We start from the raw sequence: 13103 nt of genomic DNA, 5'->3' as shown, positions 1-13103 counted from the left end.
AGGAGCCTGACCGATGATTCGCCGCCGTAGCCTGCCCGTTCTCGCGGCAGGCCTGCTTGCCACCCCGGCCCTGGCGCAGGCCCCCTGGCCATCGCGCCAGATCCGCCTGGTCGTGCCCTACCCGCCCGGCGGCGCCAGCGACATCGCCGGACGCCTGCAGGCGCAGGCGATGACCGAGGGGCTGGGCGTGCAAGTGGTGGTGGACAATCGCGCCGGCGCGGGCGGTACCATCGGCACGGCGCATGTCGCGCAGTCCGCGCCCGATGGCTACACGGTGATGATGGCGAGCCCGTCTTCCCACCTCGGCGCGCCGCTGCTGTTCAAGACGCCGGGCTATGAGGGCGTGGACGATTTTTCGGCCATTGCCACCTTCGCCACCGGCACAGCGATGGTCTGCGTGAACCCTGGGCTGCCGATCCGGAACATCCAGGAACTGGTGGCCTATGCGAAGGCCAATCCGGGCAAGCTGAACTACGGCTCGGCCGGCGCGGGCGGCGCCAACCACATGCTCGGCGTGCTGTTCATGCAGCGTACCGGCACGGATCTGACGCATGTGCCCTATCGCGGTGCGGCGCCGGCGCTGGCGGACCTCATCGCCGGCAACATCCAGGTGGTGTTCGACAGCTACTCCGGCGTCATCGGCTCGGTCCGCGCTGGCCAGGTGCGGGCGCTGGCGGTGACCAACCCGACGCGCTGGCCGCTGGCCCCGGAATTCCCGACCGTGCAGGAACAGGGCGTGCCCAACTACGACCTGCCGAGCTTCTCCGCCGTCATGGGCCCGAAGGGCATCCCGGAGCCGATCGTCGCCCGCATGAACGCCGCGATCAACGAGGGCCTGAAGAAGCCGCAGATGATCGAGCGGCTCGCCGCCAACGGCAACGCGCCCTTCCCCAGCACCCCGGCCGAGTTCACCACGCTGATGCGCACCCAGCGCAGCCTGTGGCAGGAACTGGTGCGCTCCACCGGGCTGCAGCCGGAGTAGCCATAGGCAGCGCCTGTCGTCATGACAGGCGCGGCGCAACTGGCGCGGTGGCATCGCGATCCTGTACCTATTTCACGGAGCAGGAGGATGGCGATGCCAGCCGAGATTTCCCGAGGCAAGCGGCCACTGGACGATGGGGACCTGGCGCACGTGGCTGGTGGAGCGGGGTCGAAGGATCCGCCAGCCCAGCAGGAGCCCGACCCCGGCCAATACCATCTCGATCATGGCGACGCTGGTGCCAGCTTCACCGGCGGGTCCGGCGAGGACACCATCCGCATGGGCCAAGGCGATGACAGCGCGGCCGGTGGCGCGGGCAACGACATCATCCATGGTGACAATTTCATGGCGGCCCAGGCGATCGCCGGTGATCCGGGCGAGCTTCTGTACACCGGCCACGACACGCTGGATGGCGGCGACGGCCAGGACACCATCTACGGCGACAGCGCATCCCACCCCGGCATCGGCGGCAACGACGTGATCAGCGGCGGCACCGGCGACGGCGCGGCGGACCGCGTGTTCGGCGGCGCCGGGGACGATGTCTACACCTGGCGTTCCGGCGACGGCAGCGACCGCTTCGACGGCGGCACGGGCCTCGACACGCTGCACCTGCCCGGGATGCCGGAGGAGGTGCTGCGCATGGGCCTGTCGGTTACGGGCGGGCTGGAACTGCGCAGCCTGGGCAACGGACTCCATGGCTTCTTCGACGCCGCCGGCAACCCGGCCATGGCCAGTGGGCAGATGACGTTGAAGGGCGAGACGGTGAGCTTCGCCGCACTGGAATACATCCGGCTGACCTAGCCATTCGGGGGGACGATGCCCCCCGGAACGCGGTCAGGCCTTGGTGGCCTGCGCCCGCAATTGCGAGATGGTCGCGCGGTTGGTCACCTGCTCCGGGTTCATGCGGATCTCGATGATCGCCGGCTTGCCGCTGGCCTTGGCCCGCTGGAACGCCGGCACGAGTTCATCGGTGGCCGAGACCACTTCCCCATGCCCGCCAAAGCTCTCGATGAACAGCCGAAAATCCGGATTGGTCAGCGCGGTGCCGGAGACGCGGCCGGGGTAGGCACGTTCCTGGTACATGCGGATGGTGCCGTACATGCCGTTGTTGAACACCAGGATGATCGGCGCGGCGCCGGCATGGAAGGCGGTCGCGATTTCCTGCCCCGTCATCAGCGCGCCGCCGTCGCCGACGAAGCACACGACGGTGCGGCCGGGGTTGGTGATCGCCGCGCCAATGGCCGCCGGGATGCCGTAGCCCATGGCGCCGTTGGTCGGGCCGAGGAACTCCTGCTTCTCCGAGATGTGCATGAAGCGGTTCGGCCAGGTGGCGAAGTTGCCGGCGTCGCTGGCGAAGATGGTGTCGTCCGGCAGCACCTTCTCCAGCGCCTGCAACGCCTCGGCCAGGTTCAGTGGCCCCTCGTAGCTCGGCGGCTTCGCCTGCGCCTCCCGCGCCGCGCGCACGTCGCGCCGCCAGCCAGCCCAGCGCGGGCGCTGGATGCGCGGCAGCGCCGCGGCGGCCTGGGCGAAGGCGTTGACGTCGGCGGTGATGCCGAGCGCCACGCGATGCACGCGGCCGATCTCGGCTTGGTCCTGGTGGACCTGGATGATCGGCTGCTTTCCGGCGAAGTCGAACAGCGTGTAGCCCTGGCTTACCGGCTCGCCCAGGCGGGTGCCGAAGGCCAGGATCAGGTCCGATTCGCGTGCCTTGGCCACCAGCCCGGCATCGGCGCCGACGCCGAGGTCACCGGCGAAATGCGCGGAGGTGCCGTCGAACAGGCCCTGGCGGCGGAAGGACACGGCGGTCGGGATGTCGTTGCCGACCAGGAAGTCGCGGATCGCCGCGCGACCCGCCGCGCTCCAGCCGCTGCCGCCGAGGATGGCCAGCGGACGCTCCGCCTTTTCCAGCATCGCCATCATGCGCGGCAGCGCCTCCGGAGCCGGATGCGCCGGCAGAACGGCGCCGCGGCCGATATCCGGCACGCTGGCCAGGTGCTTCTGCATCTCCTCCGAAAGTGCCACCACCACCGGGCCGGGGCGGCCGCTGGTCGCGACGTCGAAGGCATGCGCCATCAACTCCGGGATACGCGACGCCTCGTCGATCTGCGTCACCCACTTGGCGATCGGCGAGAAGAAGCGGCGGTAGTCCACTTCCTGGAAGGTCTCGCGGTCCGTTTCGTTCTGCGGGATCTGGCCGACCAGCAGCACAAGCGGCGTGCTGTCCTGGAAGGCCACATGCACGCCGATGGCGGCGTGGCAGGCGCCCGGGCCACGGGTGACCACGGCAACGCCGGCGCGGCCAGTCAGCTTGCCATGAGCCTCGGCCATATGGACGGCACCGGCCTCGAAGCGGCAGGTCACCAGTTCGATGCGGTTGCGCTGCGCGTACAGGCCATCGAGCAGGTCGAGGTAGCTTTCGCCCGGCACCGCGAAGACGTGGGTCGCGCCATTGGCGACCAGTGCATCGGCCAGCAACTGGCCACCCGTCCGAGCCTCGACATCCGCCACGCTGGTCGCTCCCCTGTTCATGCAGGGGAGGATTTAGCGCGGGTCGCGCCGCGCGCCTACTCCGCCGGCGCCGGGTGCGGCACGGGCTGGCGCTTCTCCAACTCCGACAGCTTCGCCGCCACCGCCCCGATCGGCTTGGTGTAAGGCGCCAGCAGCAGGTACAGCGCCGGCACGGCGTACAATGTCAGGAAGGTGGAGAAGGTGACGCCGCCGACGATCACCACGCCGAGCGCCTGCCGACTCTCCGCACCTGCCCCCGTCGCCATCGCCAGCGGCAGGGCGCCGAAGGCGGTGGCGATGGACGTCATCAGGATCGGCCGCAGCCGGGTAACCGACGCCTCCAGCACCGCGTCATGCACCGAAAGGCCGCGGTCGCGCAGCTGGTTGGCGAATTCCACCACCAGGATGCCGTTCTTGGCCATCAGACCGATCAGCAGCACCAGCCCGATCTGGCTGAAGATGTTCAGCGACAGCCCGGTGAATTGCAGCGCCAGCAGGCCGCCCGTTACCGCGAGGGGCGTCGACATCAGGATGATGAAGGGGTGGATGAAGCTTTCGAACTGCGCCGCCAGCACCAGGAACACCACGAGCAGCGCCATGGCAAAGGTGACGTACAGCGCGCTGGAGCTTTCCTTGAATTCCAGGCTCTGCCCGCGATAGCTGATGCGCGCCTCTGGCGGCAGAACCTCCCGCGCCACGCTCTCCATGAAGCCGAGCGCCTCGCCCAACGTGTAGCCCGGGGCGAGGGAGGCGCTGATGGTGATGGCGCGCACCCGGTCCTCCCGCGCCAGCGATTGCGGCCGGGCGCGTTCGGACAGCGTCACCACGTTGGACAACGGCACCAGGCCGCCCTGGGCGGACCCGGCACCGGCAATCAGGCCAAGCTGGCCGCCATTGCTGGTGCGGACGAAGATGTTCTGCAGATCGTAAGGGCTGGCGCGATCTTCCTCGCGCGCCTGCAGCAGGATCTTGTACTCCTGCCCCGCCTCGACATAGGTGCCGACCTCCCGCGATCCGAGCATCGTCTCGATCGTCCGACCCATGGACTGGATGGAGACGCCAAGTTCGGCGGCCTTGCGGCGGTCGATCTCGACGCGGATCTCGGGCTTGGTCTCGCGGTAGTTGCTGTCCAGGTTGAGCAGCCGCGGATTCTCCCGCGCCCGCGCCAGGAAGGCGTCGCGCCACTGCACCAGCGTGTCATAGCTGGTGCCGCCGATGACGAACTGTACCGGCGGCTGGAAGCCGCGCTGGCCGAGCGAGGGCGGGTTCAACGCGAAGGCGCGCACGCCGGGAATCGCCAGCAGGCCCGGCATCATCTCCGCCGCCAGCGCCTGCTGCTTGCGGTCGCGCTGGTCCCAGGGGGCCAGGCGCATGAAGATGTTGGCCACGTTGGCCTGCGCCGGCCGCTGGAAGCCACCCACGGTCGCGAACAGGGAGGAGATCTCGCCACTCGCGACGAACGGCTCCAGCACCCGCTCCACCCGCAGCACATGCTCGTTGGTATAGGCGAAGGAGGCGCCTTCCGGCCCGGTGGTCGGGATGATGATGACGCCGCGATCCTCGGTCGGCGCGAATTCCTTGGGCAGCGCCAGGAACAGCAGCACCCCAAGCGCCGTCAGCGCCGCGACGCCGCCCATGGTCAGGATCGGCGCCGCCAATGCCCGGCGCAGCGTGGTGCGCAGCACCCAGTTCATGCCGAGGAAGAACGGTTCGGTCCATCGCACCAGCCGCGACTCGCCCTCATGCGCGCGCAGCAGCTTGGAGCACATCATCGGCGTCAGGGTCAGCGCGATCAGGCCCGAGAACAGCACCGAGGCCGCCAGCGCGAAGCCGAATTCGGTGAACAGCCGCCCGGTGTTGCCGCCCATGAAGGACAGCGGCACGAACACCGCGATGAGGACCAGCGTGGTGGCAATGACGGCGAAGGCAATCTCCCGCGCGCCGCGGACGGAGGCGAGCAGCGGCTCCTCCCCCTCCTCGATCCGGCGGTGGATGTTCTCCAGCACCACGATGGCGTCGTCCACCACCAGGCCGATCGCCAGCACCAGGCCGAGCAGGGTCAGCACGTTGAGCGAGAAGCCCAGCGCGCCGAGCGCGATGAAGGAGGCGATGATGGACACCGGGATGGCAACGGCCGGGATGATGGTGGCGCGCCAGGACCGCAGGAAGAAGAAGATCACGACGACCACGAGGATCAGCGCGATCATCAGCGCATGCTCCACCTCGTAGATCGACTGCGCGATGAAGGTGCTTTCGTCGTAGCCGATGACGACGTCCACGCCGTCCGGGATGCCGGTGCGGATGCGCTCCACCTCCGCCTTCACGCCGTCCGCGACGGACAGGGTGTTGGCGGTGGATTGCCGCAGGATGCCGAGGCCGATGCCGGGCTTGCCATTGATGCGGTAGCCGCCGCGGGTATCCTCCGGCGCCACCTCGATCCGCGCCACGTCGCCGAGCAGCACCTGCCCGCCGCCGCTGCGCGCCAGCACCACCTGGCGGAATTGCTCCGGCTGGCTGATGCGCGTGTCGGTGCGGACGGTCAGCTCCCGCGCCGAGCCCTCGATGCGGCCGCCCGGCAGCTCGATGTTCTCGCGCCGGATCGCGTCCTCCACGTCCTGCACGGTCAGGCCGCGCGCCGCCATCGCCTGGCGGTCTAGCCAGATGCGCATGGATGGCTTGCGTTCTCCGAGGACCAGCACCTGCGCCACACCCTCCACGATCGCCAACTGGTCGGCGAAGCGGCGGCGGGCGAGCTCGGTCAGCTCCATGCCGGACAACTGGTCGGACACCAGAGCGACCCACAGGATGGGCCGCGCATCGCCATCCACCTTCTGCACCACCGGCGTATCCGCCTGGTCCGGCAGCCGGGCCAGCGCGCGCGCCACGCGGTCGCGCACGTCGTTCGACGCGGCATCGACGTTGCGGGAAAGCTGGAACTCGATGGTGACCTGGCTGCGCTCGTCGCGGGAGGTCGAGGACATCACCTTGACGCCCTCGATTCCCGCCACCGCGGCCTCGATGATCTCGGTGATCTGGGTGTCCACCACGCCGGCGGAGGCACCGAGATAGGTGGTGGTGATGGACACCACCGGCGGGTCGATCGCCGGGTATTCGCGGATCGGCAGGTTGATGAGCGAAGCCATGCCGAGAACGATCAGCATCAGGCTGATGACGGTGGCGAAGACGGGTCGCTTGATGGAAACGTCCGAGAGCACCATGGCGCGGTTTTCCCCTCAGGAGGTCGGGCGGACCATGGTTTCGGTGATGCGCACCGGCGCATCGTTGCGCAGGCGCTGAATCCCGCGGACCACCACCGGCTCCCCGGCCTCGATACCCGACAGGACCTCGACCTCGCCCCGCAGGCGCTGGCCGAGGCGGACCTCGACGCGCTTGGCGCGGTTGTCGCGGATGACGTAGACGAAACTGCGATCGCCGAGCGGGTCGATCGCCTCCTCCGGCATCAGCAGGGCGTTGGCGCGGGTCGCCAGCACCAGCTCGACCGTCATGAACAGGCCGGGCTTCAGGGCTTCATCCGCGTTGTCGAATTCGCTGATGACGCGGACTGTCCGGGTGTTGGCGTCGATCCGGGTGTCGATGACGGCGACGGTGCCGACAAAGCGCCGGTCGCCGAAGGCGCTGCTGCGGGCCGTGACTTGGCTGCCGACGCGGACGCGGGCCAGGAACACCTCCGGCACCGAGAATTCCACCCGGACCCGCTCGATATCGTCCAGCGTGGTCACCACCGTGCCAGGCTGCAGCAGGGCGCCGACGCTGACCTGGCGCAGGCCGACGCGACCGGCGAAGGGTGCCGCGATGCGGGATTCCTCCAGCCGCGCCGCGCTCTGGCGCACGCGGCCGTCGGCCTGGCGGGCCTGCGCTTCCAGCGTTTCCAGCCGCTGGGCGGCGATGGATTGGCCGGGCTGCAACTGCCGGGCGCGCTGCGCCTGGCTGCGGGCATCGTCGTACTGGGCACGGGCCTGGTCGAGTTCGGCGCGGAGCGCCGCGGCTTCCAGGTCGACCAGTTGGTCACCCTCCCGCACCGCCTGCCCTTCCTCGAACCGGATGCGGGTGACGATACCGCTGACCTTGGCAGTGATGGCGACGGCGTTGCGGGCGCGGACGGTTCCAACCGATTCGGTGCGGTCCACCACGGTTCCTGTGCGTACCGGCGCCACGACGACGCCTACCGGGCCACCGCCGCCGCCCCGCTGCTGCGCCGTCGGTGCCGCCGCCTCCAGCCCGACCAGGGCGAGGGGCCGCGGCAGCCCGAACTGCTCGCCATAAACGTGCCAAGCCGTTCCAACCCCGATGATGGCGGCGAGGACGGCTAGCTGGGAGGTTGTGCGCATGCGACCCCAGTTCTGACAGCGATTTTTCTGGCCCAGCCCGGAACAGCGGACAAGATACCGTTACCGTTCGTCACTGTCCGGAACCGCCAGAAAGTCGGCACCGGTCTGCAGCAAATGACCCACGTTCCGAAATTTTACAAGCAATGCTTCTTCATCAGCAGCCGCCCGCTATGCAATCGGCGTGCCCCGCCGCGGCCCCTTCCCGCCCCGACCGGCCCGCGCCACTCTGCGAACCGCAATCCGGGAGTCCGAAGCGATGCGCGCGATCTTCGTCATGGTGAAATGCGAGATGGGCCAGGCCTATCGCGTGGCGCGGGAAATGGCAGACAGCATCCCGGAATTGTCGGAGATGCATTCCACCAGCGGCCAGTACGACCTGCTGGGGAAGTTCTACCTGGAGCCGGACAACGATATCGGCCTGTTCGTGGTGGAACGCATCCAGAGCGTGCCCGGGGTGAAGGACACCTACACCCTGCAGACCTTCAATGCCTTCTCCGGCGGCAAGGCCTGACGCGGCTTAGACCAGATCCCATTGATCGAAGCCTGCGACCAGCACAGCTGGCCGGGCGCCCGAAGGGGCGCCGCGCCCAGTTGCGCGTAGCCAAGCCGGCGGTTGAGGCGGTGATCGGTCACGATCACCGGGACCCTGTGTCAGTTGATCTTCTGGATGCGGCCCCGCTGCAACGCCTCTGCCCAGCGCGCATCGTCGGTGGCGAGGAATTGGGCAAAGGCCGCCGGCGGGCGCAGGTCCATCTCCAGGCCGAGGGTCTGGAAGCGCTGCACCAATGCCGGGTCGCGGTAGGCCGTGGCGACCGCCGCGTGGATGCCTTCCGCCACTGAAACCGGCAGCGACTTTGGCCCGAACATGCCGACCCAGCTCGATATGTCGTAGCCCGCGACGCCAGCCTCCTGCGCGCTCGGCACATCCGGCAGCAGCGGGGTGCGTTGCGCGGTGGAGACGCAGAGCACCCGCACCCGTCCGGTGGACAGGTGCGGCATGGCGCTCGCGGTGCTGGTCCAGCCGCAGGGCAGGTGCCCAGCGACGATGTCGTTCATCATCAGCCCGCCGCCACGATAGGGCACGTCGACCATCTGCACCCCGGCCAGGCGCGCGAACTCGGTGCCGGCGAAGCGGGTCACCGCCTCCGTCTGGCCGAAGCCGATGGCACCCGGCCTGGCGCGGGCCGCCGCCAGCAACCCGGCCACGTCGGCGAATGGCTGCGAGGTGCCGGAGACCATGACCAGCGTCTGCGTCGTCATCTTCGCAATCGGCTGGAAATCGCCGATCGGGTCGTAGCTGAGGTTGCCCATCACGTATTTGTTCAGCGTGTGGGTGGAGGTCACCATGCCGATGGTGCTTCCGTCGCCCTCGGCCTTGGACAGGGCATCGCTGCCGATGGCGCCGTTCGCGCCGGGGCGGTTCTCCACCACGATCGGCTGTCCGACCGCCGGTCGCATCGCCTCCGCCACCGCCCGCGCCAGGATGTCCGTGCCGCCACCAGGCGGATAGGGCAGGATAACACGCACCGGGCGGCCGGGAGCCCAGGCCTGCCCCTGGGCGCGGGCTGGTAACGCGAGCAGGGCGGGTGCGGCGAGCAGGGCGCGCCGTGTGGCTAGGGTCATGGGACGTCTCCGGTCTGGCGCGCCGTGTCCGGTCGGCCGGCGCCCTTGCGGCGAGCATAGCCCGCAATCGGCCAGGCGGGAGTCCCGGCGTGAAACCCACTGAAATTCCCGCCATGGCAGCGCCATGTTCTGGTCGCGCCTGCCCTGACGCCGCCTTCACCTTGCCGCAACGACCTGCGCAGATGACCGTCTCGGAGGATCAGACCATGCGCGTGCTTCTCGGCTTCGCCCTCGCCACCGCCCTGCTGCTTGGTGCCTGCCAGAATCCGGATGGATCCGTGAACGTCCCGGCGACGCTTGCCCTTGGCGCGGGCGCGGCCATCGCGGGCGTCGCAATCGCGTCGGCCAACGACAACAACCACCGGCACTATGACAACCGCCGCTACTACGGCCGGCCGTCCTATGGCTACAGCCGGCCCTATTACGGCCGACCGGCCTATGGCTACGGCCACGGCCGGCCGTACCGCCGCTGGTAGCCTTCCAGCCCCCAGCCTTCTAGCCCCAGGTCTTCTAGCCCCAGGTCTTGAACTGGGGCATGCCGGAAATCGGCGGCGCCGCCTTCAGCGCGGCGATATTTGGCACCGGCCGGACCAGGCTGGCATCGCCGGCGACCGCGGCCTCGATCGCGGCCGCAACCGCCAGCACCAGCGCATCGCCACCGCGCGGGCCGACGATCTGCAGGCCGAAAGGCATCCCGGCGCGATCGACACCGAGTGGCAGGGTGACGGCCGGGTGGCCCACCAGCGTCACCGCATAGGCCAGCGACAGCCAGTGGAAGTAGGTGCGGGTCGGCGCGCCGTCGATCTCGGCCGGGTACAGCTCCGTCCACGGGCGCGGGCTGATGGTGATGGCGGGGCTGATCAGGATGTCGTGGTTCTGGAAGAAGCCCTGCCAGCCGCGGTAGATGCGGGTCTGCTCGCTGGCGGCGCGGGCATAGTCGGCCAGGGTGTAGCGCAGGCCTTCCTCGACATTGGCGATGACGTTGGGGCCGACATCCTGTGGCCGGGTCCGTACCTTCTCGGCATGGGACGCGATGAAGCTGGCGGCGCGCAGGACCTCGAACGCCTCGTCGGTGCCGGTGCAGTCCGGAGTCGCGTCCTCCACCCGGCCGAACAGCGGGGTCAGGGCCGCAACGCGGCTGGCGAAGATCTCGCGAATGTGGCGCTCGGTGGGTGCGATGCCGAAATCCGGCGTGGCAGCCACCCGCAGCGTGCCGAGGTCGATCGCCATCGGCGGGTACAGGTCCCGGTCGCCGCCGCGCACGCGCCGGTTCGGCAGGGTGTAGGCCAGCGGGTCCACCGCATCGTCATCCGCCATGGCGGACAGCATCAGCGCGCAGTCGGTGGCGTTGCGCGCCATCGGGCCGAGCACCGGCAGGGCGGACCAGCCATGCCCACGCCGTTCCGCCGGCACCAGGCCCGGCGAGGGCCGGTAGCCGACGATGCCGTTGAACGCCGCCGGATTGCGCAGCGAACCGCCGGTGTCGCTGCCCGAGCAGATCGGGAACATGCCGCAGGCCAGTGCCACGGCGGAGCCGCCGGAGGACCCGGCTGCCGACTTCGTGGGGTCGAAGGCATTGCCGGTGGCGCCATGGACGATGTTGCGGGTGTTGGCGCCGGCGCCGAATTCCGGCGTGTTGGTCTTGGCCGTGACGATGGCGCCCGCGTTCCGCAGGTTGGTCACCATCGCTTCATCCCGGGTCGGGATGTGGTCGGCGAAGATCGGGCTGCCCCAGGTGGTGAGCAGTCCCTTCACCTCCTCCAGGTCCTTGATGCCGACCGGCAGGCCATGCAGCGGGCCGAGCCTGCCGCCGGCCATGACGTCCGCTTCCGCCTGCTTCGCCGCGGCGCGGGCGCGGTCCTCGTCCAGCGCCACCACGGCGTTCACCGCATGGTTCACCGCGGCAATGCGGCCGAGGCAGCTTTCCAGCAGTTCCACCGGGGACAGTTTGCGGGAGCCGATCAGGCGGCGCGCCTCGACGGCGGTCAGGTCGCAGGGTTCGGCCATTTTCAATACCCCATCGCACAGCCGTCCTTGCGGGGGTCGGAGCCCCCGACAAGGCAGCCGCGCTCGCGGTCGATCAGGATGGCCTGGCCGCCGCCATGCGGCTTCTCGATCAGCGTGACCTCATGACCCAGCCGGTTCAGCCGGTCGATCACCGCCGCCGGGATGCCGCGCTCGACCTGCACCTTGCCGCCGGTGGGGAACAGCCGGGGGGCGTCCAGCGCCTCCTGCACGTCCAGGCCGTATTCGAACATGTTGGCCAGGAACAGGGACTGGCCCATCGGCTGGTAGTGCCCGCCCATCACGCCATATGGCATGATCGCCTCCCCGTTCTTCATCACCATGCCCGGGATGATGGTGTGCATCGGCCGCTTGTCGGGCGCGATGCAGTTCGGATGGCCTTCCTGCAGGCGGAAGCCGTAGCCGCGGTTCTGCAGCATCACGCCGGCGCCCTCGGCGAAGATGCCGGAGCCGAAGCCCTCGAAAAGCGAGTTGATGAAGGAACAGGCGTTGCCGTCCTTGTCCACGACGGACAGGTAGACCGTGTCCTTGTGCTTCTGCCAGTCCGCGTGGCCGGCCTCCGGCAGTTCCGCCATCGCCTTCTGGTCGGAGATCAGTTTTGCCAGGTCAGTAATGTAGCCTTCGGACAGCAGGCGCTCGACCGGCACCGCCACCTGGGACGGATCGGCCAGGAAGGCGTCGCGGTCGCGATAGGCCAGGCGGGCGGCCTCGATGTGCCGGTGGAAACGCTCGGTCGAGAGAAAACCCTCGGCCGCGGTGCCGAGCTTCTCGATCATGCCGAGGATCATCAGCACCAGCAGGCCGGAGCCGTTCGGCGGGCACTGGAACACCTCCATCCCGCGCCAGGCCCGGCTGATCGGGTCGACGAACTCGGCAACGGTGGCGCCACGGGCAAAATCCTCCGCCGTATGGGTGCCGCCGGCGGCGCGCAGGGTCGCCACCATGTCGGCGGCGATCTCGCCTTCGTAGAAGGCGCGGGCGCCGTGCTTGCCGATGGCGCGCATGGTCTTGCCGAGTGCCGGGTTCAGGAACCTGTCGCCCAGCGCGTAGGCCGCGCCGTTCTTCAGGAAGTGCTTCGCGGCCCCCGGGTGGCCTGCCAGCTTGCCGGCGGAGCTTTCCCAGTCCATCGCCACGCGCCCGGACAGGAAGAAGCCTTCCTCGGCGTAGCGGATGGCCGGCGCCAGGATCTCGTCCAGCCCCTTGCTGCCATGCGCCTTGTTCAGCGTCTCCCACGCCGAGATCGCGCCCGGCACCGTCACCGAATGGGCGGAGGTCGGCATCATCGCCGTCAGCCCGGCCGCCCGCAGCGCCTCCGGCGTCGCACCGCGCGGAGCGCGGCCGGAGCCGTTCAGCGCGATGACCTTGCCCGTCCCGGCCGGCACATAAAGGCAGAAGCAGTCGCCGCCGATGCCGGTGGATTGCGGCTCGACCACGCCGAGCACCGCCACCGCCGCGATCGCCGCATCCATGGCATTGCCGCCGGCCCGGAGGATATCAAGCGCCGCCAGCGTCGCCTGCGGCATGGAGGTGGCGGCCATGCCGCGCTCGGCATAGACGGCGCTGCGGCCGGGGGCGTGGAAGTCGCGCTTCATTCTGGGCAGGTCCTTCGGAACGTCGGG

The 13103-nt window shown here is 69.3% G+C and carries 10 protein-coding genes; 4 read left to right on the top strand and 6 right to left on the bottom strand.

Annotation, left to right across the window (positions count from 1 at the left end):
- The first annotated feature begins 13 nt into the window (after positions 1-13).
- Positions 14-982 carry a Bug family tripartite tricarboxylate transporter substrate binding protein gene (locus ACLF3G_RS20650; protein WP_430671294.1) on the top strand — a complete coding sequence of 323 codons (969 nt, stop codon included), beginning with the start codon at positions 14-16 and terminating at the stop codon, positions 980-982.
- A gap of 87 nt (positions 983-1069) precedes the next feature.
- Positions 1070-1780 carry a calcium-binding protein gene (locus ACLF3G_RS20645; protein WP_430671293.1) on the top strand — a complete coding sequence of 237 codons (711 nt, stop codon included), beginning with the start codon at positions 1070-1072 and terminating at the stop codon, positions 1778-1780.
- Positions 1781-1813: 33 nt separating this feature from the next.
- Here the strand turns inward: ACLF3G_RS20645 and ACLF3G_RS20640 are convergent, their stop codons facing one another.
- Genes ACLF3G_RS20640 through ACLF3G_RS20630 form a run of 3 tightly spaced genes read right to left on the bottom strand, consistent with a single transcriptional unit; the run spans position 1814 to position 7836 of the window.
- On the bottom strand, positions 1814-3508 hold the full coding sequence (locus ACLF3G_RS20640; protein ID WP_430671292.1) for a thiamine pyrophosphate-dependent enzyme: 1695 nt from the start codon (positions 3506-3508) through the stop codon (positions 1814-1816).
- A 35-nt stretch (positions 3509-3543) separates the two neighbouring features.
- Entirely contained in the window at positions 3544-6705 is a 3162-nt protein-coding gene (locus ACLF3G_RS20635) for an efflux RND transporter permease subunit (protein ID WP_430671291.1), read from the bottom strand.
- A 15-nt stretch (positions 6706-6720) separates the two neighbouring features.
- Positions 6721-7836 (bottom strand): efflux RND transporter periplasmic adaptor subunit, encoded by a 1116-nt coding sequence (locus tag ACLF3G_RS20630; protein ID WP_430671290.1) that lies wholly within the window; start codon positions 7834-7836, stop codon positions 6721-6723.
- A gap of 256 nt (positions 7837-8092) precedes the next feature.
- On the opposite strand from ACLF3G_RS20630, the gene ACLF3G_RS20625 reads away from it, so the two are divergent.
- On the top strand, positions 8093-8347 hold the full coding sequence (locus ACLF3G_RS20625; RefSeq protein ID WP_430671289.1) for an Lrp/AsnC ligand binding domain-containing protein: 255 nt from the start codon (positions 8093-8095) through the stop codon (positions 8345-8347).
- A 140-nt stretch (positions 8348-8487) separates the two neighbouring features.
- On the opposite strand, the gene ACLF3G_RS20620 is transcribed toward ACLF3G_RS20625, so the two are convergent.
- Positions 8488-9459 (bottom strand): Bug family tripartite tricarboxylate transporter substrate binding protein, encoded by a 972-nt coding sequence (locus ACLF3G_RS20620; RefSeq protein ID WP_430671288.1) that lies wholly within the window; start codon positions 9457-9459, stop codon positions 8488-8490.
- A gap of 182 nt (positions 9460-9641) precedes the next feature.
- Here ACLF3G_RS20620 and ACLF3G_RS20615 point away from each other — a divergent pair, with 182 nt between their 5' ends.
- Entirely contained in the window at positions 9642-9935 is a 294-nt protein-coding gene (locus ACLF3G_RS20615) for a hypothetical protein (protein WP_430671287.1), read from the top strand.
- 34 nt (positions 9936-9969) lie between these two features.
- On the opposite strand, the gene ACLF3G_RS20610 is transcribed toward ACLF3G_RS20615, so the two are convergent.
- Positions 9970-11466 (bottom strand): amidase, encoded by a 1497-nt coding sequence (locus ACLF3G_RS20610; protein WP_430671286.1) that lies wholly within the window; start codon positions 11464-11466, stop codon positions 9970-9972.
- A gap of 2 nt (positions 11467-11468) precedes the next feature.
- Positions 11469-13076, bottom strand: coding sequence for a gamma-glutamyltransferase (ggt, locus tag ACLF3G_RS20605; protein ID WP_430671285.1), 1608 nt, complete (start codon positions 13074-13076; stop codon positions 11469-11471).
- Positions 13077-13103: the final 27 nt, after the last annotated feature.

Origin of the sequence: Falsiroseomonas sp. HC035, from assembly GCF_050563525.1 — a bacterium.
In the GTDB taxonomy this organism is placed as follows: Bacteria; Pseudomonadota; Alphaproteobacteria; order Acetobacterales; family Acetobacteraceae; genus Falsiroseomonas.
Note: the sequence above shows the minus strand (reverse complement) of the source record. Positions and strands in the feature narration are given on the sequence as shown.

Coding starts and splice junctions, on each gene's coding strand:
- ACLF3G_RS20650 (WP_430671294.1), top strand. CDS start 14: ATGATTCGCCGCCGTAGCCTGCCCGTTCTCGCGGCAGGCCTGCTTGCC.
- ACLF3G_RS20635 (WP_430671291.1), bottom strand. CDS start 6,705: ATGGTGCTCTCGGACGTTTCCATCAAGCGACCCGTCTTCGCCACCGTC.
- ggt (WP_430671285.1), bottom strand. CDS start 13,076: ATGAAGCGCGACTTCCACGCCCCCGGCCGCAGCGCCGTCTATGCCGAG.
- ACLF3G_RS20625 (WP_430671289.1), top strand. CDS start 8,093: ATGCGCGCGATCTTCGTCATGGTGAAATGCGAGATGGGCCAGGCCTAT.
- ACLF3G_RS20640 (WP_430671292.1), bottom strand. CDS start 3,508: ATGAACAGGGGAGCGACCAGCGTGGCGGATGTCGAGGCTCGGACGGGT.
- ACLF3G_RS20610 (WP_430671286.1), bottom strand. CDS start 11,466: ATGGCCGAACCCTGCGACCTGACCGCCGTCGAGGCGCGCCGCCTGATC.
- ACLF3G_RS20620 (WP_430671288.1), bottom strand. CDS start 9,459: ATGACCCTAGCCACACGGCGCGCCCTGCTCGCCGCACCCGCCCTGCTC.
- ACLF3G_RS20615 (WP_430671287.1), top strand. CDS start 9,642: ATGACCGTCTCGGAGGATCAGACCATGCGCGTGCTTCTCGGCTTCGCC.
- ACLF3G_RS20645 (WP_430671293.1), top strand. CDS start 1,070: ATGGCGATGCCAGCCGAGATTTCCCGAGGCAAGCGGCCACTGGACGAT.
- ACLF3G_RS20630 (WP_430671290.1), bottom strand. CDS start 7,836: ATGCGCACAACCTCCCAGCTAGCCGTCCTCGCCGCCATCATCGGGGTT.